General features: G+C 70.6%; 23 protein-coding genes. 10 read left to right on the top strand and 13 right to left on the bottom strand.

Features of this window, described 5'->3' with window-relative positions; translation table 11 throughout:
* Nucleotides 1-17 precede the first annotated feature (17 nt).
* The 4 genes from A37W_RS0106675 (at nucleotide 18) to A37W_RS0106660 (ending at nucleotide 3255) form a co-directional block, all read left to right on the top strand.
* Complete coding sequence (locus tag A37W_RS0106675) at nucleotides 18-893, top strand: F0F1 ATP synthase subunit gamma (RefSeq protein ID WP_018302250.1); 876 nt, start codon at nucleotides 18-20, stop codon at nucleotides 891-893.
* A 19-nt stretch (nucleotides 894-912) separates the two neighbouring features.
* Nucleotides 913-2334 carry a F0F1 ATP synthase subunit beta gene (gene atpD / locus A37W_RS0106670; RefSeq protein WP_018302249.1) on the top strand — a complete coding sequence of 474 codons (1422 nt, stop codon included), beginning with the start codon at nucleotides 913-915 and terminating at the stop codon, nucleotides 2332-2334.
* A 10-nt stretch (nucleotides 2335-2344) separates the two neighbouring features.
* Nucleotides 2345-2782: a F0F1 ATP synthase subunit epsilon gene (locus A37W_RS0106665; protein ID WP_018302248.1), complete on the top strand. Its 438-nt coding sequence runs from the start codon at nucleotides 2345-2347 to the stop codon at nucleotides 2780-2782.
* Nucleotides 2783-2904: 122 nt separating this feature from the next.
* On the top strand, nucleotides 2905-3255 hold the full coding sequence (locus A37W_RS0106660) for an H-type lectin domain-containing protein (protein ID WP_018302247.1): 351 nt from the start codon (nucleotides 2905-2907) through the stop codon (nucleotides 3253-3255).
* Nucleotides 3256-3316: 61 nt separating this feature from the next.
* Here A37W_RS0106660 and A37W_RS21105 read toward each other — a convergent pair whose 3' ends face one another.
* The 4 genes from A37W_RS21105 to A37W_RS0106640 form a co-directional block, all read right to left on the bottom strand.
* Nucleotides 3317-4555, bottom strand: coding sequence for a DUF3618 domain-containing protein (locus A37W_RS21105; RefSeq protein WP_018302246.1), 1239 nt, complete (start codon nucleotides 4553-4555; stop codon nucleotides 3317-3319).
* A complete protein-coding gene (locus A37W_RS0106650) occupies nucleotides 4548-4976 on the bottom strand; it encodes a phage holin family protein (protein ID WP_018302245.1) in 429 nt (142 codons plus the stop codon). Before A37W_RS0106650 ends, A37W_RS21105 begins: the two co-directional genes overlap by 8 nt.
* Nucleotides 4976-5530 (bottom strand): hypothetical protein, encoded by a 555-nt coding sequence (locus tag A37W_RS21100; RefSeq protein WP_018302244.1) that lies wholly within the window; start codon nucleotides 5528-5530, stop codon nucleotides 4976-4978. The genes A37W_RS0106650 and A37W_RS21100 overlap by 1 nt, the downstream gene beginning before the upstream one ends.
* Nucleotides 5531-5688: 158 nt before the next feature.
* Complete coding sequence (locus tag A37W_RS0106640; protein ID WP_018302243.1) at nucleotides 5689-6708, bottom strand: ribose-phosphate pyrophosphokinase; 1020 nt, start codon at nucleotides 6706-6708, stop codon at nucleotides 5689-5691.
* Between the two features lie 119 nt (nucleotides 6709-6827).
* Between A37W_RS0106640 and A37W_RS0106635 the strand changes: the two genes are divergently transcribed.
* Together A37W_RS0106635 and A37W_RS0106630 are read left to right on the top strand one after the other, a co-directional pair.
* A complete protein-coding gene (locus A37W_RS0106635; RefSeq protein WP_018302242.1) occupies nucleotides 6828-7427 on the top strand; it encodes a 2-hydroxychromene-2-carboxylate isomerase in 600 nt (199 codons plus the stop codon).
* On the top strand, nucleotides 7424-8170 hold the full coding sequence (locus A37W_RS0106630; RefSeq protein ID WP_018302241.1) for an alpha/beta fold hydrolase: 747 nt from the start codon (nucleotides 7424-7426) through the stop codon (nucleotides 8168-8170). The genes A37W_RS0106635 and A37W_RS0106630 overlap by 4 nt, the downstream gene beginning before the upstream one ends.
* A 46-nt stretch (nucleotides 8171-8216) precedes the next feature.
* On the opposite strand, the gene A37W_RS0106625 is transcribed toward A37W_RS0106630, so the two are convergent.
* The 6 genes from A37W_RS0106625 to A37W_RS0106595 form a co-directional block, all read right to left on the bottom strand.
* Entirely contained in the window at nucleotides 8217-9263 is a 1047-nt protein-coding gene (locus tag A37W_RS0106625) for a threonine aldolase family protein (protein ID WP_018302240.1), read from the bottom strand.
* Between the two features lie 311 nt (nucleotides 9264-9574).
* Nucleotides 9575-10033 carry a YcgN family cysteine cluster protein gene (locus A37W_RS0106615; RefSeq protein WP_018302239.1) on the bottom strand — a complete coding sequence of 153 codons (459 nt, stop codon included), beginning with the start codon at nucleotides 10031-10033 and terminating at the stop codon, nucleotides 9575-9577.
* Complete coding sequence (locus tag A37W_RS0106610; RefSeq protein ID WP_018302238.1) at nucleotides 10026-10964, bottom strand: bifunctional riboflavin kinase/FAD synthetase; 939 nt, start codon at nucleotides 10962-10964, stop codon at nucleotides 10026-10028. The genes A37W_RS0106615 and A37W_RS0106610 overlap by 8 nt, the downstream gene beginning before the upstream one ends.
* A gap of 38 nt (nucleotides 10965-11002) precedes the next feature.
* Nucleotides 11003-11392, bottom strand: a complete 390-nt coding sequence (locus A37W_RS0106605) for a MaoC family dehydratase (RefSeq protein WP_047772381.1) — start codon at nucleotides 11390-11392, stop codon at nucleotides 11003-11005.
* Nucleotides 11393-11560: 168 nt separating this feature from the next.
* Nucleotides 11561-12442 (bottom strand): TIGR01459 family HAD-type hydrolase, encoded by an 882-nt coding sequence (locus tag A37W_RS0106600; RefSeq protein WP_018302236.1) that lies wholly within the window; start codon nucleotides 12440-12442, stop codon nucleotides 11561-11563.
* 12 nt (nucleotides 12443-12454) lie between these two features.
* Nucleotides 12455-13372 (bottom strand): manganese-dependent inorganic pyrophosphatase, encoded by a 918-nt coding sequence (locus tag A37W_RS0106595; RefSeq protein ID WP_018302235.1) that lies wholly within the window; start codon nucleotides 13370-13372, stop codon nucleotides 12455-12457.
* Between the two features lie 332 nt (nucleotides 13373-13704).
* Here A37W_RS0106595 and A37W_RS0106590 point away from each other — a divergent pair, with 332 nt between their 5' ends.
* Nucleotides 13705-13887 (top strand): hypothetical protein, encoded by a 183-nt coding sequence (locus A37W_RS0106590; RefSeq protein ID WP_018302234.1) that lies wholly within the window; start codon nucleotides 13705-13707, stop codon nucleotides 13885-13887.
* 37 nt (nucleotides 13888-13924) lie between these two features.
* Here A37W_RS0106590 and A37W_RS0106585 read toward each other — a convergent pair whose 3' ends face one another.
* A complete protein-coding gene (locus A37W_RS0106585) occupies nucleotides 13925-14911 on the bottom strand; it encodes a TraB/GumN family protein (RefSeq protein ID WP_018302233.1) in 987 nt (328 codons plus the stop codon).
* Between the two features lie 316 nt (nucleotides 14912-15227).
* Nucleotides 15228-15467, bottom strand: coding sequence for a hypothetical protein (locus A37W_RS23560; RefSeq protein ID WP_018302232.1), 240 nt, complete (start codon nucleotides 15465-15467; stop codon nucleotides 15228-15230).
* A gap of 565 nt (nucleotides 15468-16032) precedes the next feature.
* Between A37W_RS23560 and A37W_RS0106575 the strand changes: the two genes are divergently transcribed.
* Together A37W_RS0106575 and groL are read left to right on the top strand one after the other, a co-directional pair.
* Nucleotides 16033-16344, top strand: coding sequence for a co-chaperone GroES (locus A37W_RS0106575; protein ID WP_018302231.1), 312 nt, complete (start codon nucleotides 16033-16035; stop codon nucleotides 16342-16344).
* A gap of 57 nt (nucleotides 16345-16401) precedes the next feature.
* A complete protein-coding gene (gene groL, locus A37W_RS0106570; RefSeq protein ID WP_018302230.1) occupies nucleotides 16402-18042 on the top strand; it encodes a chaperonin GroEL in 1641 nt (546 codons plus the stop codon).
* 417 nt (nucleotides 18043-18459) lie between these two features.
* On the opposite strand, the gene A37W_RS0106560 is transcribed toward groL, so the two are convergent.
* Nucleotides 18460-19266, bottom strand: a complete 807-nt coding sequence (locus A37W_RS0106560; RefSeq protein WP_018302229.1) for a sulfite exporter TauE/SafE family protein — start codon at nucleotides 19264-19266, stop codon at nucleotides 18460-18462.
* Between the two features lie 90 nt (nucleotides 19267-19356).
* Between A37W_RS0106560 and A37W_RS0106555 the strand changes: the two genes are divergently transcribed.
* A complete protein-coding gene (locus A37W_RS0106555; RefSeq protein WP_018302228.1) occupies nucleotides 19357-21003 on the top strand; it encodes an acyl-CoA dehydrogenase family protein in 1647 nt (548 codons plus the stop codon).
* Nucleotides 21004-21019: the final 16 nt, after the last annotated feature.

Below are 21019 nucleotides of genomic sequence, written 5' to 3'. Positions count from 1 at the left end.
CAGGGAGGACTTGGCCGATGCCCAGTCTGAAGGACCTCAAGAACCGGATCGCGACGGTCAAGTCGACGCAGAAGATCACGCGCGCCATGCAGATGGTCGCGGCGGCGAAGCTGCGTCGCGCCGAGGACGCCGCCCACCAGGCGCGCCCCTATACCGAGCGCTTCAACGCCGTCATGGCCGGCCTCGCCTCCAGCGTGGCCGGCTCGGACAGCGCGCCCCGGCTCCTCGCCGGAACCGGCAAGGACGACACGCACCTGCTCGTCGTGATGACGGCCGAGCGGGGGCTGTGCGGCGGCTTCAACTCGTCGATCGTCCGCCTCGCCAAGCAGCGGATCGAGAAGCTGCGCGCCGAAGGCAAGACCGTGAAGGTCATCACCGTCGGCAAGAAGGGGCGTGAGCAGCTGCGCCGCGACTACGGCGACCTTCTGATCGACCACGTGGACCTGTCGGGCGTGAACCGCGTCGGCTACGGCGACGCGCAGGGCATCGCCAAGCAGGTGCTCGACCGCTTCGACGCGGGCGAGTTCGACGTCGCGACGATCTTCTTCAACCGCTTCGAGAGCGTGATCTCCCAGGTGCCGACGGCGCAGCAGATCATCCCCGCGAAGTTCGAGACCGAAGGCGACGCCGCCCCCGCCACGCTCTACGATTACGAGCCGTCCGAGGAGGAGATCCTCGCCGACCTCCTGCCCAAAGGCGTCGCGACGCAGATCTTCGCCGCGCTTCTCGAGAACGGCGCGTCCGAACAGGGCGCCCGGATGAGCGCGATGGACAACGCGACGCGCAACGCCGGCGACATGATCGAGCGGCTGACGATCGAGTACAACCGCTCGCGCCAGGCCGTCATCACCAACGAGCTGATCGAAATCATTTCGGGCGCCGAGGCGCTCTGAGGAACCGGAGACCCAACAGATGGCTGACGCAGTCGGAAAAGTAACCCAGGTCATCGGCGCCGTCGTGGACGTCCAGTTCGGCGACCACCTGCCGGCGATCCTGAACGCGCTGACCACCGAGAACAACGGCAAGAAGCTGGTTCTCGAGGTCGCGCAGCACCTCGGCGAGAACTCGGTCCGCACCATCGCGATGGACGCGACCGAGGGCCTCGTCCGCGGCCAGGAAGTGCTGGACACCGGCGCGCCGATCACGATCCCGGTCGGCAACGCCACGCTCGGCCGCATCCTCAACGTCATCGGCGAGCCGGTGGACGAGAAGGGCCCGATCGACGCGACCGAGACCCGCGCGATCCACCAGCCCGCGCCCGAGTTCCAGGAGCAGTCGACCGAGTCCGAGATCCTCGTGACCGGCATCAAGGTCGTGGACCTGCTCGCCCCCTACTCCAAGGGCGGCAAGATCGGCCTGTTCGGCGGCGCCGGCGTGGGCAAGACCGTTCTGATCATGGAGCTGATCAACAACATCGCCAAGGTGCACTCGGGCTATTCCGTGTTCGCCGGCGTGGGCGAGCGGACCCGCGAGGGGAACGACCTCTACCACGAGATGATCGAATCCGACGTCATCAAGCCGGACAACCTGTCCGAGAGCCAGGTGGCGCTGGTCTACGGCCAGATGAACGAGCCGCCGGGCGCCCGCGCCCGCGTCGCGCTGACCGGCCTGACGCTGGCCGAGCAGTTCCGCGACCAGTCCGGCACCGACGTGCTGTTCTTCGTCGACAACATCTTCCGCTTCACCCAGGCGGGCTCCGAGGTGTCGGCGCTTCTCGGCCGCATCCCCTCGGCCGTGGGCTACCAGCCGACGCTGGCGACCGACATGGGCGCGATGCAGGAGCGGATCACCTCGACCCGCGCCGGCTCGATCACCTCGATCCAGGCCGTGTACGTGCCCGCGGACGACCTGACCGACCCGGCGCCGGCCACGACCTTCGCCCACCTCGACGCGACCACGACGCTGTCGCGCGCGATCTCCGAGCTGGGCATCTACCCCGCGGTGGACCCGCTCGACTCGTCCTCGCGCCTGATGGACCCCGCCGTGGTTGGCGAGGAGCATTACAAGGTGGCGCGCGACGTGCAGGGCATCCTGCAGCGCTACAAGTCGCTGCAGGACATCATCGCCATCCTCGGGATGGACGAGCTGTCGGAAGAGGACAAGCTGACCGTGGCCCGCGCCCGGAAGATCCAGCGCTTCCTCAGCCAGCCGTTCGACGTGGCGAAGGTGTTCACCGGGTCGGACGGCGTGCAGGTCCCGCTGGAGGACACGATCGCCTCGTTCAAGGCGGTCGTCGCCGGCGAGTATGACCACCTGCCCGAGGCTGCCTTCTACATGGTCGGCGGCATCAAGGACGTGATCGCCAAGGCCGAGCGGCTCGCCGCCGCGGCCTGAGGGAGGACAGATGGCCGACAGCTTCCAGTTCGATCTCGTCAGCCCGGAACGGCGCCTCGCGTCGTTCCAGGCGACCGAGGTCCAGATCCCCGGGACCGACGGCGACATGACGGCGATGGCCGCCCATGCGCCGACGATCACCACCCTGCGGCCGGGCGTCCTGCGCGTCATGCACGACGGCCAGACCGACGAGTATGCCGTCTCCGGCGGCTTCGCCGAGATCGGCGAGAACGGCGTTTCGGTCCTGGCCGAGCGGGCGGTCCCGCGCGGCGAGGCGACGACCGAGGTGATCCAGGGCTGGATCAACGAGGCGCACGAGGCCCACGTGAAGGCCCGCGAGACCTTCAAGAACGAGCCGGGCCCGGTCGACGACGCCGCCAAGCTGCTGTCCGACATGGTCGCGATGGGCACGCATATCGGCCTCGACACGCGCCAGCCGAGCCTCTGAGGCGGCTTCCGTCGACCGCGCGGCCCCGGACCTGCACAGGTCCGGGGCCGCGCGCGTTTCCGCCTTTCCTTCACCACACCCGTCCGTAGGCTGCACCGGATGGGCAGGACATACCTCACGAAATGAAGAAACTGCATCGCGGCGCCCTTGGCGTCGCACAGGGCGACACCCTGCTGTTCTCGGATTTCGCCGACGATGGCGAGATGTGGGCGGGCGAGGGAGAGCGGACGGTCCGCCGCGCCGTCCGCTTCGACGAGACGTTCCTCGATCCGCCCGTCGTGCAGGCCTGGCTGACGATGTGGGACATCTCGAACGCCGCGAACGCCCGTCTGGACGTGCGGACGACAGAGGTGACCGGCGAGGGCTTCACCATCGAGTTCCGGACCTGGGGCGACAGCCGCATCGCGCGGGTCCGTGTCGGCTGGCTCGCCATCGGCGCGGTGCGCGACGACGACCACTGGGACATCGACTGACGGGCCGGCAACGGAAAGGGCCGCCCCGAGGGGCGGCCCGATCCGTCTCGTCGAGAGCGGCTTACTGGTGGTGCGTCGTCGGCGAACCGGGCGCGCCGTTCGTGGGGGCGCCCTTCTCCTCGTCCTTTGCCGCGGCCTTGGCACGGTCGGCGACCCGCTGGACGCCGTCCTTGGCCTCGTCCCGGATCGTCGAGCCGGCATCGCTCGCGGCGTGCTCGGCCTCGGACGTCTTCTCGCGGATGACCTTGCCGGCCTCGTCCAGCGCCTCGCTGGCGATGTGCTCGGCACGCGCCCGCTCCTCCCGGAGGATCTCCTCGGCGCGGTGGTACAGCGCGTCGCTGCGCTCGCCGAAGTACTCGTCCTCGAACCGGGTACGGGGCAGCATCGCGCCGATCGCCGCTCCGACGGCCAACGCGATGGCGCCGGCGGCGAGCGGGTAGGCGTCGAAGCCGTCGGCCACGTCCCGGCCGCGGGCGCGGGCGATCACGGCAGCTTCGCGACGCGCCGCGACGGCGCGTTCACGGGCGGCGATGACGCGGTTCCGCGCCTCTTCCGACAGGTGCTCGGTCCCGGCCGAGAGGCGGTCGCGCATGCGGCGCGAGGCGTCGCGGGTCATCTGGGCCCGGTAGCGCACGCCGGTCTGGGCGCGGCGGTTGGTGTCCGAGACGGCGTCCGACGCATCATGAACGCCGGCGCGAAGGCTGTGCGCGAGGTCGGAGGCGCTCTCCTTCGCCCGGTCCACCGCCGACCAGATGCGGTCGGTGAAGGTCGGGCTCGCGTCGTTGTCCTCGGGCCCGAGTTCGAAGTCGGTATCGTCCCAGTGGCGCTCGTCCGCCCAGCCGGCTGGTTCGCCGGCGGTGCTGGCGTAGGGCTGGTAGGCCGGATCGGTCACGCGCGTGCCGTACCGGTTCATGTGCGTCGCGCTGTAGGGCGAGCGCGGATTGGACCGCTCGGAGACGTAGGCGCTGCTGCCGCCATAGGTGCTCCGGCCGTAGCGGGAGCCCGCGTCGACGGGGTCGTCGTGGTGGCGCATCTCGCTCACCTTCGACCGCGCCTTGTCGCCGAACAGCAGCCAGGCGATGCCGATGCCGGTCAGCGCCACGCCCACGGGGTTCTCGCGGACGACGCGCTGTGCGGTCGCGCTGAAGTCGCTGGCGTAGTAGCGGGCCTGGTCGGACACCTGGTGGGCCAGGCCGTCGAATGACAGGCGGTTGCCGATGTCGGCGAGGGTCGCGCTGAGGCCGGCGCGCTCGCGCTCGACGTCGCGCTCGATCTCTTCGGGGGTGCGATAGTCAGCCATGTTGGGTGCTCTCCTTGATGGCCCGCGCGTCGTCGGCCACGTTTCGGGCCGTCCGGCTCGGGGTCAGGTTCTCGGGCTTGAGGCGGTTTCGGGCGACCGCGATGAGGATCCAGACGACGACCAGGTAGATCAGGCCGACGATGAGCGAGGCCCAGCCGGTGCCGATCTCGAATCCGTCGGCGATCGCGGCGACGAGCGCCACGGTCAGGACGTTCAGCGCACAGATCGCGACCACGACCGCCGCGACGATCATCGCGATGCCGGCCACGGCGTTCTTCATCGCCTGCCGCGCCTCGGCCTTGGCGAGGTCGATCTCGCCGCGGACCAGTGCGCTCACATGCTGCATCGCGTCGCTCAGGAGCGAACCGATGCCCCTGTTGTCCGCCGTGTTCTTGTCTGTGGGGTGTGTCTCGTCGCGCATCACGCCGCTCCGTGGGTTACGCCCGGAGTGCCGGACGGCTTGGCCGGACCGGCGCCGGGGGTGTAGGGCGCGCTGGTCATGCCCGGCTGGGTCCGGGTCGCGGGCGACGCCAGCTCGGGTTCGGGGCGCGAGGCGCGACCGAAACGGGCGACGGCGAAGCCGACCAGCGCCGAGGCGCCGAGGAACATCAGGGGGTTGCGGCGGGCAAAGGCGCTCAGGTCGTCGACCATCTCGCCGATGTCCTTGTCGCGGACCGTGTCGCTCATGGTCGCGAGGTTGTCGGCGAGGTAGCCGAACGTCCGCTCCTGCGGAGAGCCGTCCTGCAGGTCGCGCGCCGCCTTGCGCAGCGCCTCGGACACGGTGTGGATCTCGTCAGCGGTCGCGGACTTGGCGGACTCGCCGCGCCGGCGGACCTCGTCGGTCACGGCGGCCTGCGCATCGCGGCCGGTCCGCTTGGCGGCATCCGCGATCTCGTGCGCGGTGTCGCGCGCGGCGGCGCTGACCTTGTCCGCTTCGTCGCGGGCGGCGTTGCCGATTTCGTCTTTCGTAGCCATCGTGTGCCTCCTCGAAAGATTTCCGAGAGCGGCGGCATGTGCCCGGGTGGCCATGCCGCGTCGCGGAGATGACAATCTCGTCCAATCGGGCGATCAACGCCGCGTGAGGCGCGAAGTTCCGTTCGCGCCCGCAGGACTTCGAGGAGGGGAGGTGCCGGTCAGGCGGCCGTGTACATGCCTTCGTAGATCGGCCCCAGCGTCTCGTGCTCGAACAGCGACGAGACCGAGGTTCCGTTCCAGATGTTCAGGATCGCCTGCGCGAAGACGGGCGCCGTGGGCACGATCCGGATGTTGCGGCAGCCCAGGACGGCGGGCGGAGGCTCGATCGAGTCGGTGATGACGAGGGATTTCATGACCGAACTCTCGATCCGCTCGACCGCCGGACCCGACAGGACGCCGTGGGTGATGTAGGAGTGCACCTCGGTCGCCCCGTGCTCCGTCAGCAGCTGCGCCGCCTTGCACAGGGTGCCGGCGGTGTCGCAGATGTCGTCGACGATGAGGCAGGTCTTTCCGGCGACCTCGCCGATGATGGTCATCTCGGCGATCTCGCCCGCCTTCTCGCGCCGCTTGTCGACGATCGACAGCGGCGCGCCGATCCGCTTGGCCAGTTCGCGCGCGCGGGCCACGCCGCCGACGTCGGGAGAGACCACCATCAGGTCGTCCATCCGGCCGCGGAAGTTGTGCAGGATGTCGAGGCTGAAGATCGGCGAGGCGTAGAGGTTGTCGACCGGGATGTCGAAGAAGCCCTGGATCTGCGCCGCGTGCAGGTCCATCGTCAGCACCCTCTCGATCCCCGCGGCGGCGATCATGTTCGCCACCAGCTTGGCCGAGATCGGGGTCCGCGCCTTGGCCCGCCGGTCCTGCCGGGCGTAGCCGAAATAGGGGATGACCGCCGTGATCCGCGCCGCCGACGACCGGCGCAGCGCGTCCGCCATGATCAGCAGTTCCATCAGGTTGTCGTTCGCCGGGTTCGACGTCGACTGGACGATGAACATGTCCTCGCCGCGGACGTTCTCATACACCTCGACGAAGACCTCCTGGTCGTTGAACCGCTCCACCCGCGCCTCGACGAGCCCGACGCTCATTCCCCGGTGCATCGACATCCGCCGGGCGATGGCCCGGGCGAGAGGCTTGTTGGCGTTTCCGGAGATGAGCTTGGGCTCGGTCACGACGGGCATCTGGCGGTCCTCGGGCCGTGGGCCGAATCCCTCGCCATGCAAAGGATTCGTGACGTTGACACCGCCTAGCACATGCCTACCGTGAGGCAAGACCCTCCCCCGTCCGGACCCCAGCACAGATGCCGCATATCGACTACTTCTGCTCCACCCTCTCGCCGTACGTCTATCTCGCAGGCACCCGGATGGAGGAGGTGGCGGCGAAGCACGGGGCCACGATCACCTACAAGCCGCTCGACATCATGGCGCTGTTCACCCGGACCGGCGGCACCGCCCCGAAGGACCGGCACGTCGCCCGGACGGACTACCGCGCGCAGGAACTGCGGCGGCAGTCGGCGAAGACGGGGCTGCCGCTGAAGCTGCACCCGGCGCATTGGCCGACCAACGGCGCGCCGGCGGCCTACGCGCTGATCGCGGCGCAGGACGCCGGCGGCGGCGATCTCGGCCGGCTGCTGCACTCGTTCGGCTCGGCCTGCTGGGCCGAGGACCTCGACATCGCCGACGACCGGGTGATCCGGGCCCGGCTGGAGGCGGCGGGCTTCGATCCCTCGCTCGCCGACAAGGGCCTGATGATGGGGGCCGAGACGTATGCCTCGAACCTTGAGGAGGCGGTGAACCGCGGCGTCTTCGGCACGCCGTTCTACATCACCGACACGGACGAGCGGTTCTGGGGCCAGGACCGCATCCCCGACCTCGACGCGTACCTGTCCGGGACGCTGTGACGCTGCACGTCGCGCGGGTGGGGCGCGGGGCGGAGGCCGCGCTTCTGCTGCATGGCGGGTTGTCGCGGTCCGAGCGGCTGATGCCGCTGGCCGGGGCGCTGGCGGACCGGATGACGATGGTGGTGCCGGACCTGCCGGGACACGGCCGCTCGCCCGACTGGGACGGGCAGGGCGACTACCATGCCGCCTGCGTGGAGGCGGTGGCGCCGCTGGCGGAGGCGGGGATGCACCTGATCGGCCATTCCTTCGGCGGCACCGTGGCGCTGCGGCTGGCGATCGAGCGGCCGGGCATGGTCTCCCGCCTCACGCTGATCGAGCCGGTGATGTTCGCCGCGGCGGGCGACACGCCGGCGGCGCGGGATCATGAAGCGGGCTACGCGGAGGTGCGGGCGCAGATCGCCGCGGGCAATCCCGCCGCCGCCGCCGAGGCGTTCCTCGCCCTCTGGGGGCCGGGGGTCTGGGCGCGGATGGACCGCGCCGCCCGCAGGGACGCGGCGCGGCGGATGCCGCTGATCGAGGCCGCCGAGGCCGGCATCATGGGCGATTCCGGCGCGGTGGTGCCGCGGCTTCGGGACCTCGCGGTGCCGGTCCACCTGATCCGCGGGAGCGAGACGCATCCGGTGGTGGCCGACATCCATGCCGGGCTGATGGCGCGCCTGCCGGACGCCCGCGAGACGGTCATCCCCGGCGGCGGTCACATGGTGACGCTCACGCATCCCGGCGAGGTGGCGGCGATGATGTAGGGTGGGTGAAACCCACCTGCGCCCGTCGCGGTGGGTTTCACCCACCTTACGGGAGCAATCCCAGGAACCGGTCCACCCCGTCCTCGTCCATCGACCAGTCGCAGACCAGCCGACCGGTCAGCCACGCGTCGTCCGGCCCGGTCTCCGGATCGCCCGACATCACGTAGTACGTCGCGCCGCCGTCCAGCAGCCGCCGGTGCACCGCCCGGGGCGCTTCGAAGAAGATCATGTTCGCCTCGGCGCCCCACGGCAGCCGCACGTCGTTGCGGCCCGACAGCCCCGCCGCCAGCCGCGCGCAGGCCGCGTTCGCCCGCCCCGCCAGCTCCAGCCACAGGCCGTCCGCGAGGTAGCCCTGCATCTGCGCCGAGAGGTAGCGGTGCTTGGAGAACAGATGCGCCCCGCGCTTGCGCCGCAGCTCGAACTCCCAGGCATGGGCGGGGTCGAAGAAGATGCACGCCTCGACGCCCATGCAGCCGTTCTTGGTGCCGCCGAAGCTGACCGCGTCGACGCCGGCCTTCCACGACATCTCGGCCGGTGTGCAGCCGAGCGCGGCGACGGCATTGCCGAACCGCGCGCCATCGAGATGGACCTTCAGGCCGTACTCCTTGGCCACCGCCGACAGGGCCGCGATTTCGTCCACGCTGTGGACCGTCCCCTTCTCGGTGACCTGCGTGATCGCCACCGGCCCGCGCTGCGGCCCGTGGACGCCGCGCGTCTCCTCGCCCTCGATGGCGGCGCGCAAGGCGTCGGGGGTCATCTTGGCCCGCTCGTCCGGCACCACGGTCAGCTTGGCGCCGCCGGTGTAGAACTCGGGCGCGTTGCACTCGTCCTCGTTGATGTGGGCCATCTTGGTGCAGAAGATCGTCTCCCACGGCTGCGCCAGCGTGCCGAGGATCAGCGCATTCGCCGCCGTGCCGGTGGCGACGAGATACACCGCCGCCTCGGGCGCCTCGAACAGGTCGCGGATCGCCTGCCGCACCTCCGCCATCTCGGCGTCCGCGCCATAGCCCATGCGGTAGCCGTCGTTGGCGCGGGTCACCGCCTCCAGCACCCTGGGGTGGGCGGGACCGGCATTGTCGGAGGCGAAGAACATCGGCGTGACCTCTTGGCTCGTGGCCGGGCAGGGGTGGCACCGGCGGGCGGGGAAGGCAAGCGGGCGGGGGCGGTCCTGGCGGCGCGAGGCCCCGGCTCAGGGCCGGGGCGGGTATTCTCGAGATCGGTGGCGCTCTTCTCATCGCGTCCCGGGCCTGACCCGGGACCCCGATGGGCGGAGCGCCAAGCCGCGCGAGGCCCCGGCTCAGGGCCCGGGGCGGGTATTCTCGAGATCGGTGGCGCTCTTCTCATCGCGTCCCGGGCCTGACCCGGGACCCCGTTCCATACGCGCGACCGTCGCCCCGCCGCCACCTACTCCGGCAGCGGCTCCTCGATGATGTGCTCTTCCCAGTCCTCGTCCGCCACCTCGACCTCGTTGACCGTCCGATCCTTCACCGAGACCCCCGCCTGGTGCACGCTGTCCGGGTCGCCGGACAGCAGCGGGTGCCACGGCTCCAGCGGCCGGCCCTCCCACAGCAGGCGGTAGGCGCAGGTGGCGGGCAGCCAGTAGAGGTTCTTCCTCAGCGTCTTGGGCGTCAGGACGATGCACTCGGGCACGTAGGCGTGCCGCGTCTCGTAGCGCGAGCAGCGGCAGGTGGCGCCGTCCAGCAGCCGGCAGGCGACGTTGGTCAGGGCGACCTCGCCGGTGTCGTCGTCCTCGAGCTTGTTGAGGCAGCACTTGCCGCAGCCGTCGCACACACCCTCCCACTCGGCGCGGGTCATCTGGCGGAGCGGCACCGTCTCCCAGAACCGGGGGCGCAGCTCAGACACCCGCCAGCACCTCGCGGGCGCGGGCGCAGTCGGCGTCCATCTGCGCGATCAGCGCGGGCAGGCCGTCGAAGACCGCCTCGGGGCGGAGCCATTCGACGAGGGCGACCGACATCTCGGCGCCGTAGAGGTCGCCCGAGAAGTCGAAGAGGAAGGTCTCGCAGTTCGGCACGTCGCCGTCGAACATCGGCCGGATGCCGATCGAGGCGGCGCCGTGGTAGCGGCCCTTGTGCGGGCCCTGCAGGACGTCGGCGAGCACCGCGTAGACGCCGAAGCGCGGCTGGTGCAGCCCGTCGATCGCCATGTTGGCGGTTGGATAGCCCAGTTCGCGCCCGCGCTGGTGGCCGCGGACGACGGTCCCTTCCAGCCGGTGCCAGTGCCCCAGCATCGCCGCCGCGTCTCGCGGCCGGCCCTCGCTGAGCGCGGTGCGGATGGCGGTGGAACTGACGCGCGTCCCGCCATTGGCGAAGACCGGCGCGATGGTGACGCCGAAGCCGAGGTCGGTGCCGAACTCCCTCAGGTGCCCCGCCGTGCCGGCCCGGTCCTTGCCGAAGCAGAAGTCCGGTCCGACGACCACGTGGGCGAGGCCGAGCCGCCGGGCGAGGATCTCCTCGGCGAAGGCGCGGGGCGTCAGCGCGGCGAGGGCGGCGTTGAACGGCAGCTCGTAGAGGACGTCGACCCCCAGCTTCTCCAGCCGGTGGGCGCGGGCGGCGGCGTTCATCAGCCGGAACGGAGGGCCGCCGGGGGCGAAGTGCTGGCGGGGGTGCGGCTCGAACGTCAGGACGCCGAGGCGGGCGCCGGCCGTCCTGGCCGCCTCGCGCGCGACGTCCAGCACCGCCTGGTGGCCGAGATGCACGCCGTCGAAATTGCCGATGGCCGCGGCGGCGCCGCGGTCGGCGGGCAGGACGTACTGGCTGTCGCGGACGATGCGCATGGCGGCGAGGTAGTCCCCGCCGCGACCGGGCGCAACCGTCAGTCGAAGCGGCGCGACAGGGCGAGGACGACGGCCTCGCCGGCAAGCACCTGTCTGCCGGCGACCAGCGCCCGCGTGTTCAGCGTGACCCGCCTGCGGGCATTGTCGATGGCCGTCACCTCCACCTCCGCCGTCACCGCATCGCCGGGGCGGACGGGGGCGAGGAATCTCAGCGACTGGCCGAGATAGACGGTGCCGTGCCCCGGAAGCTGCTCGCCGATCACCGCCGAGATCAGGCCGGCGGTCAGCATCCCGTGCGCGATGCGGCCCTGGAAGATCGTGTCCCGCGCATAGCCGTCGTCGAGGTGGACCGGGTTGCGGTCGGTCGAGACCTCGGCGAACAGCTCGATGTCGCGGTCGGTCACGACCTTGGTGAGGCTGCGCACCATGCCGATCTCGATCTCCTCGATCACGATCGTGTCGCGGGGGTCGTTAGCGGTCCGGTCGAGCGTGGCGGCGCCTCGGTAAGGATCGGGCGCGCAAGGCGCCTATGGAGCAATAAAATTTCTTTGCTGTTGCGGAAAGTCAAGGGCGGCGGCGAGCCGCCGCCGCCGGACTCAGCGCAGGAAGCCGATGGCGAAGGTTGGCGTCACCTGTTCGGACGCGAGGTACGCGTCCAGCCGGGCGGGGTCTGGCTGCCCGCCGGGCGCCGTGTCGGTCTCCTCGGCGGCGAGGCCGCCGGTGATGAACAGCGAATCCAGGTCCTCGCCCTGCGCGCCGAGGATGTCGGTGCGGATGCCGTCGCCGATGCACAGGATGCGGCCGTCCGACACGGTCGCCCCCTCGCCGGCGAGGCGCTGGCGGGCGAGGTCGTAGATCGGCGGATGCGGCTTGCCGAAATACAGGCTCTCGCCGCCCATCTCGGTATAGAGCGCCGCGATGGCGCCGGCGCACCACTCCCGGCTGTCGCCGCGGTCGACCACGATGTCGGGGTTCGCGCAGAGCAGCTTCAGCCCCCGCGTCTTCGCCGCCAGAAGCTGCGGCCGCAGGGCCGACGGATGCTCCTGCGAATCGAACGGCCCGCAGCAGACGATGCCCTCGGCCTCATCCAGTTCCACCCGCTCGATCTCCACCGGGTCGCGGGCGATCTTCAGCGGGTCGAAGAAGGACAGGTCGGTGTCGGGGTCGCCCATGAACCAGACCTTGCGGCCGACGACGCCCCGGAACATCGCCGCCCGCGCGCTGTCGCCCGAGGTCGCGATGACGTCCCAGCAATCCTCCGGCACGCCGATCTGGTCCAGCTGCCGCGCCACCGCGCCGCGCGGGCGGGGCGCGTTGGTGACCAGCACCACCTTGCCGCCGCCCCGGCGGAAGCCGCGCATCGCGGCGACCGCCTCGTCATAGGCCCGCACGCCGTTGTGCATGCAGCCCCACAGGTCGACGAAGGCGGCGTCGTAGTCCGCGGCGATCTCGGCGATGCTCTCGATGATGCGGACCACAGGCGCGCCCCTTCAGACCTTGAGGTTCGGGATGATCTGCTTCTTGCGGCTCATGATGCCGGGCAGGACCACCGTGTCGCCGGTGACCGTCGCGCCGAAGCTCTTCTCGGCGACCGACTTCACCAGCTCGTTCGGGACGAGCAGCGTCGCCTCCTCGTTCAGGATGTCGACGACGAACAGCAGCACCTGGTCGGCGCCGTCCTCGCGGGCCACGTCCTCCATCGATTTCATCAGCGAGTCCTTGCGGTCCAGCACGGTGCCCGGCGAGGTCGTTTCGAGGACGGAGACGCGGAAGTCCTTGCCGCCGACGGTGTATTCCTTGGAATCCATCCGCAGCAGCTCGGCGTCCGAGAAGGACGACACATCGGACTTCGCCGCGAACATCTCGGCCGCGAAGGAGGGGATGTCGACGCCCAGCTCCCCCGCCAGCTGCTCGGCCAGGCCGCGGTCGACCGGCGTCGTCGTGGGCGAGCGGAATTCCAGCGTGTCGCTGAGGATGCAGGACAGGATCAGGCCCTTGATCCCGTCCGGCATCTGCGCGGCGTCGGCGCCCATCAGGTCGAACATGATGGTGGCGGTGCAGGCCAGCGGGCGGATCGTGATGTCGATCGGCGCCTTGGTCTCGATCCCGCCGGTCAGCTTGTGGTGGTCGATGATGGCGCGGATGTCGGCGTCGTTGATGCCGGCCGGCAGCTCGGCCGGGTTGTTGGTGTCGACGATCACGACCGGCTGGCCGGCCTCGACCTCCGTGAGCACCGGCGGCAGGTCGAAGCCCCAGCGCTGGGCCACGAACTTCGCCTCGGTGTTCGGCTCTCCCAGCAGGCGCGCCTCGGCCGGGGTGCCGACGTGGCTGAGGTACCAGGCCCAGACGAGGGGCGAGCCGGTGGAGTCGGTGTCGGGGGACTTGTGGCCGAAGACGAGCGTGGTCATTGGGAAACTTTCCGGGCAGGCGTGTGAAATCGCCGCGCTTATAGGAGGGCGCTTCGGCGCTGTCACCCCGCGCCCGTCGCTTGTCGGCCCAGGGCAGCCATGCTATTTCGGACGGCACACTCTGGACCTGAAGGAGGGCCCTGGCGATGGACTTCACGCCGCTCAACCGCCTCCGCGCCGCGCGCTGACCGCGCGCCGACCACCGCCTCCAGAGGAGTCACGACAGAATGGACCAGCGCGCCTGACGCCCCGGGGCCGTCCCCCGGGTTCTCCGGCCGTGACCGCCGAGCGGCGGCGCGGCCCGCTCTCAATCGAGTTCGAAAGGCCGATCCATGCCGACCAGCAAGAAACCCCGCAAGAAGTCCGCCGCCACCGCCGCGGGCAAGCCCGACAGCAAGGCGGCGAGTCACCCGACCGCCGGCCAGTCCCGGCTGCCGCCGGGCGTCGACAGCGGCGCCCAGCAGTCCAGGACGGTGAAGCGTCTGCCTCTGCCGGGCAAGTCGCGCGGCCGCTAGGGCACCGCGAGCGCCCCGCCGGTCCGCCGGCGGGGCGTCACTCCAGCGGGCGGATGGTCCAGCCGCTCTGTTCCAGCAGCCGCAGGAGGCCGTCCTCGCCCGCCATGTGCGCGGCGCCGGCGGCGACGACGATGCGGTCGTTCTCCCTTGCCGCGGCCTCGATCACCGGCACCCACGCCTGGTTGCGGCGGGTCAGCAGCATCTCGGTCATCAGGTCGTTCAGCCGCTGCGTTTCCGCTTCGTCCTGCTCGGGCAGGGGCACGTACTGCGACAGCAGCCACGTCTCGGCGATGCGGCCGGCGAAGTAGTTGTCGACCGTCGCGGTGAAGAGCTCGGCCTGGATGTCGGCGCTCATCAGCGACGCCTCGAGGAGCGCGATCTCCGTCTCCTCCCCCGCCTCGTCCATGATTTGCACCAGCGTGTCGTACGGCTCCAGCGACACCTGCGGCACGCCTGCCGCCGCGGCCGCGTCGCGCAGGCGGTAGTCGAGGCCGCCGTCGCGGTCGGCGGCTGCCTCCATCGCGCAGGGCGGGATCGACAGCGTGACCATCAGCGACCAGGGCCGGAACTTCGCCGCCATGAAGGCGGGGATGCCGCGCTCGTCCACCGCGTCCTGCACGCGGTCCCACAGCTCGGGCTCCAGCCGGCCGGGCAGGGCGGGGCCGTCGGTGTAGTACAGCATCGACGGCCGCTCGGCCATCGCGCGGGTCATCAGGTCCTCGTCCTCCGCGGTGATCTCGACCATCAGCAGGTCGGCCTCCGCGATCTCGGCGGTGAACTGCTCCGCCAGCGGATCGTGGCGCGGATCGGCGATGTGCAGCGTGCCCACGATGGCGAGGCGGTCGTCGCCGCGCGTCGCCTCCCAGGCGAGGCCGCGGCCGTAGGGCATCGCGGCCGCGTCCGCTTCCAGCGCGGCGCGGTCCGCGGCGCTCAGCCGGTCCATGTAGCTGGGCGCGTCGCACTGTGCGGCGGCCGTGAGCGGCAGGAGCGTGGTGAGCGCGGCGGCGAGGAGCGGTCGGAGCATCGGCTGGACTTCCTGCGGGGGGCTGACGGGTCAGAGGTAGGGACGGGCGGCCCGGCCCACAACGGCGGGGCGGGTACGTCGGCGAGGACCGGCCGGAGCGGAATGGCCGGTCCGCAGGAGAAGGCGCCCGACCGCCACCCGCGGGACAGGCGGGCGGCGGCCGGGCGGGGTCCGGTCGCCCGGCCGGGACAGGGCCGAAGAGACCAGCGGCGGGGCGCCGGTGGGTCCGCCCGCGGGGGATGGGCGGGCGGGGCCGGCGCGGGCCGGTGAGGGCCCGGCCGCCGCCCTCGGGAGGGCAGCGACCGGGCGGTCGGGATCAGGACGCGGCCAGGGCGCGCGCCGGGCGGCGGAACAGGCGGACCAGCCAGCCCGACCGGCCGCCCGCCCGAATTATGGGCTCGGGCGGAGGGACGTGCGGGATCACCACGACACCGCCGGGGGCGGGGGGTGTGAACCGCAGGGTTTGCGGCTGCGTCCGGCGGGTCGTGCGCTTCTCTTCCCAGGGCAGGAACGCCTCGTGGCTGGCCCGGTGGTCGATCGCGTGAAACGTGAACATTGCTGTCTTTCCTTGGTCTTCGGGTTGGACCGCGGACCGGACCGGCCACGCGGACGGGATCCGGCGGGCCGATGGGCACGCCGGGGGCGGCCCCGGACACGCGAACAGGCGCGGCGGGGGTAGAGGCAGGAGGTTTCAGGGGGCGGACGCGAACGCGGCCGCGGCGACGAGGGTCAGAGCGCGCGGGGCGCGCGGATGAAGACGGTCATTGCCATGGGATCCACTCCGTGGTCGGACTTGTCGTGGGGGCGGGCGACGGTCAGGTCGCCAGCATCGGCTGCGACCTGCGTCAGCAGGTGATGGGGGTTCTCGTTCCGATCATTTGCAGCCTCCTCGAAAGTCCCGTAGGGACGGTGGATGGGCGCCTCTTAGGACATTCTGTCGCACCTGCCTAGCCCCAAAATGACGCGACGTGCAGATGGTGGGGAATTCCCCACCCGACCCGCTTGACAGCTCCCGCGCCGGTGCCTAACTCGGCGCCGTTAGCACTCGCGAACGGTGAGTGCCAACCCCGGCCCCAGAGCGGGCCCGGGCGGAGGACAGACAAGCCAAGGAGCTTACGGATATGGCGTTTCAACCGCTTCATGACCGGGTGCTGGTGCGCCGTGTTGAAGGCGACGAAAAGACCAAGGGCGGCCTGATCATCCCGGACAGCGCGAAAGAGAAGCCGGCGGAAGGCGAAGTCGTCGCCTGCGGCCCGGGCGCGCGCAAGGATTCGGGCGAGCTGATCGAGATGTCGGTCAAGCCGGGCCAGCGGATCCTGTTCGGCAAGTGGTCGGGCACCGAGGTCACCCTCGACGGCCAGGAGCTGCTCATCATGAAAGAGAGCGACATCCTCGGCATCATCGAGAACGACGCCGCCGCCAAGGCCGCCTGAGCGGCCGACCGGCGACGATCAATCCCAAACAGACACATATTTCAGGAGCACTGAGACATGGCTGCTAAAGACGTCCGGTTCGACACCGACGCCCGCAACCGCATGCTCAAGGGCGTCAACACGCTCGCGAACGCGGTGAAGGTCACCCTCGGCCCCAAGGGCCGCAACGTCGTCATCGAGAAATCGTTCGGCGCCCCCCGCATCACCAAGGACGGCGTCACCGTCGCCAAGGAGATCGAGCTCGAGGACAAGTTCGAGAACATGGGCGCGCAGATGGTGAAAGAGGTCGCCTCTCGCACCAATGACGAGGCCGGCGACGGCACCACCACCGCCACCGTTCTCGCCCAGGCGATCGTCATCGAGGGCATGAAGTCGGTCGCGGCCGGCATGAACCCGATGGACCTCAAGCGCGGCATCGACATGGCCACCGCCAAGGTCGTCGACGCGATCAAGGCCGCCGCCCGCCCGGTCAACGATTCGGCCGAGGTCGCCCAGGTCGGCACCATCTCCGCCAACGGCGAGGCCGAGATCGGCCGCCAGATCGCCGACGCGATGCAGAAGGTCGGCAACGACGGCGTCATCACCGTCGAGGAGAACAAGGGCCTCGAGACCGAGACCGAGGTCGTCGAGGGCATGCAGTTCGACCGCGGCTACCTGTCGCCGTACTTCGTGACCAACGCTGACAAGATGACGGCCGAGCTCGAAGACGCGATGATCCTGCTGCACGAGAAGAAGCTCTCGTCGCTGCAGCCGATGGTCCCGCTCCTCGAGCAGGTGATCCAGTCGGGCAAGCCGCTCCTCATCATCGCCGAGGACGTCGAGGGCGAGGCGCTGGCCACGCTCGTCGTCAACAAGCTGCGCGGCGGCCTGAAGATCGCCGCCGTGAAGGCCCCGGGCTTCGGCGACCGCCGCAAGGCCATGCTGCAGGACATCGCGATCCTGACCGGCGGCCAGGTGATCTCGGAAGATCTCGGCATGAAGCTCGAGAACGTGACCGTCGACATGCTCGGCACCGCCAAGCGCGTCTCGATCACCAAGGACGAGACCACGATCGTCGACGGCCACGGCGAGAAGGCCGAGATCGAGGCCCGCGTCTCTCAGATCCGTCAGCAGATCGAAGAGACCACCTCGGACTACGACCGTGAGAAGCTGCAGGAGCGTGTCGCCAAGCTGGCCGGCGGCGTCGCCGTCATCCGCGTCGGCGGCATGACCGAGGTCGAGGTGAAGGAGCGCAAGGACCGCGTCGACGACGCGCTCAACGCGACCCGCGCCGCGGTCCAGGAAGGCATCGTGGTCGGCGGCGGCGTCAGCCTGCTGCAGGGCGCCAAGGCGCTCGACGGCCTGACCGGCGAGAACTCGGACCAGAACGCGGGCATCGCGATCGTCCGCAAGGCGCTGGAAGCGCCGCTGCGGCAGATCGCCCAGAACGCCGGCGTCGACGGCTCGGTCGTGGCGGGCAAGGTCCGCGAATCGACCGACCTCAAGTTCGGCTTCAACGCCCAGACCGAAGAGTACGGCGACATGTTCAAGTTCGGCGTGATCGACCCGGCCAAGGTCGTGCGCACCGCGCTCGAGGATGCGGCGTCGGTCGCCGGCCTGCTGATCACCACCGAGGCCATGGTCGCCGACCGTCCGAAGAAGGAAGAGCCCGCCGGTGCCGGTGGCATGGGCGGCATGGGCGGCATGGACATGATGTAAGTCCTGCCCGCTTCAGGCAGATCGGGGCCGTCCTTCGGGGCGGCCCCTTTTCTTTGCGGCCGTCTCGGCGGTTGTTCGCGCCGGATAGTCGCCGAAGCTCCTCGCGACACGGGGCCGGCGGTGGAGCCGACATGACCACGGGAGAGCGGGACGACATTGGCCGGCGGCTCTTCGACGCGGCCAGCGTGGTACCGGCGCCGGCATCGACCTCCGGCTTTTCGGCGTCACCTTCATCGACGTTGAACAAGGAGATCGCCCACGGCAGCAGCTCAGGCCGCCGCTGGCCTCCCCCCGATCCTACGCGTGCTCCCCGCCGGCGAGACGCTCGTGGTCATGCAGGGATGGCGAAGCGACCAGCATCCTCGTCACGTCAGAGCATTTCACCGCGGCCATCCGTTGCCTCCGCCCGAGGCGGCATCACCCCCCGATCCCTCGACGCACCAGGTTTGCCCCCGCCACGAACAGCACCACAAGCACCGCGCGCCGGAACTGGCGCTCGTCGATCCGGTCGTTCAGCCGCTGGCCAATCAGCATCCCCGCGATCGCCGGCACCAGGAGCGCGGCGGAGAACGGCACCGTCTGCGCCGTCACCACGCCCGAGCGGACATGCGCGATCAGCAATAGCAGTGCGCCCAGACCGTAGATCACGCCCTGCGTGCGGACGTGGTCGGCCTTGGGCACGTCGATCGCCGTCAGGTACGCCACCGTCGGAGGGCCCCAGACGCCGGACACTCCGCCGACGAGACCGGAGAACCCGCCCACCGCCATCTCGACCCCGGCCGACCGGCCCGCGAGTCGCGGCCGCCATCCCACCAGTTGCATCAGAGCGAACAGCGTGATCGGCACGCCGATCAGCAGGAACAGCGCCCGCACGGACAGCACGTTCACCAGTTGCGCCGACAGGACGAGGCAGACCAGCAGGACGCCGAGATACAGTCGGAACTCCACGATCGCCCGCCGCGCCGCCGGCCAGCCGCCGCGCAACGCCTGCATCCCGTTGGTCACCAGGGTCGGCAGGATCAGCCCCGCCAGCGCCACCTGCGGCGGCAGGAACAGCGACAGGCCCGAGATCAGGACCATCGGCATCGCAAAGCCGGTCAGGCCCTTGATCAGCCCCGCCAGAAGGGCGATCCCGAGGGCAGCGGCGAAGAGGGGCGGGGACAGGTCCATGCCGCCGGCATAGCCCGACCGGCCCGGAGCGGCACGGAAAATCAGGCGCGACATTCCGTTGCGCGTGATGCGGGCTTTGAGGTTACAAAGTTGCGCTGCACCTGCGAGAGCGCTAGGTGTCGGCTGTCACCAGCGGAGGCGACGATGGCACATGACGGGCAGGACGCTTCGACGGACGCGGTGCTGGGGGGACTGACCGACCTCACACGGGCCGCGCTGGCCCCCGTGGCGGACGTGCTGGAGGAGGCGACCGCCGCTGTCAAACGCCGCATCGGCAACGGGCCGCTCGACGCGCAGCAGGACGCGGCCCACGGCCTCTCGTGGCTCGCCACCTACGGCCGCGCGCTGCAGCAGATGCAGGGCTGGGCCGACCGGCTGGAGGAGCAGGGCAGGCTCGGAGAGGCCGAGCAGCTGGTCCTGCAGATCGCCTTCGGCGAATACCTCGCCCAGATCCAGGGCGGCATCCCCATGAGCCAGGGAGAGATCGTCCGCCTCGAAGCCCTCGGCGCCGATCCGAGCCCTCTCGACGCCGACCCGGTGCGCCGCCTGATCGCCGAAGGCAACAGCGACGCCGCCCGCCTGCGCCTCGCCGCGCTTCTCGCCGAGCGGGGCGGCGACTGCGCCGCCTCGGGCCTGGACGACGAGATGGAGATGATCCGCGACCAGTTCCGCCGCTTCGCCGCGGAGAAGGTGGAGCCGTTCGCCCACGACTGGCACCTCAAGGACGAGCTGATCCCGATGGCGCTGATCGAAGAGCTGTCCGAGATGGGCGTCTTCGGCCTGACCATCCCCGAGGAGTACGGCGGCCTCGGCCTGCCCAAGACCGCGATGGCCGTCGTCTCGGAGGAGCTGTCCCGCGGCTATATCGGCGTCGGCTCCCTCGGCACCCGGTCCGAGATCGCGGCCGAGCTGATCCTCGGCGGCGGCACCGAGGCGCAGAAGGCGCACTGGCTGCCGAAGATCGCCAGCGGCGCGGTCCTTCCGACGGCGGTGTTCACCGAGCCGAACACCGGATCCGACCTCGGCGCGCTCCGCACCCGCGCGGTGCCTGACGGCGAGGGCTGGCGGATCACCGGCAACAAGACCTGGATCACCCACGCCGCCCGCGCCGGGCTGATGACGCTGCTCGCCCGCACCGACCCCGAGACGGACGACTACCGCGGCCTGTCGATGTTCCTGGCCGAGAAGACCCCTGGCACCGACGCCGAGCCGTTCCCCGACGCCGGCCTCACCGGCGGCGAGATCGGCGTCCTCGGCTACCGGGGCATGAAGGAGTACGAGCTGGCGTTCGACGGCTTCCGCGTGTCCGGCGACGGCCTGCTCGGAGGCGCCCCCGGGACGGGTTTCAAGCAGCTGATGCAGACGTTCGAGAGCGCCCGCATCCAGACCGCCGCCCGCGCGGTCGGGGTGGCACAGGCGGCGCTCGACGTCGCGCTGTCCTACGCACAGGAGCGGCGGCAGTTCGGCCGGCCGCTGATCGCCTTCCCCCGCGTGGCGGGCAAGCTCGCCATGATGGCGGCCGAGATCATGGTGGCGCGGCAGCTCACCTACCACTCCGCGCGCGAGAAGGATGCCGGCCACCGCTGCGACCTCGAGGCGGGGATGGCCAAGCTGCTGGCCGCCCGCGTCGCCTGGGCGGCGGCGGACAACGGCCTGCAGATCCACGGCGGCAACGGCTTCGCCCTCGAATACCGGATCAGCCGGCTGCTGTGCGACGCGCGGATCCTCAACATCTTCGAGGGCGCGGCCGAGATCCAGGCGCAGGTCATCGCACGCCGGCTGCTGGGGTAGACCCGCTCACCCTCTC

It is taken from the genome of Wenxinia marina DSM 24838 (assembly GCF_000379485.1).
GTDB lineage: Bacteria > Pseudomonadota > Alphaproteobacteria > Rhodobacterales > Rhodobacteraceae > Wenxinia > Wenxinia marina.
The sequence above is the reverse complement of the archived record's forward strand: the minus strand, read 5'-3'. Positions and strand labels throughout refer to the sequence as shown.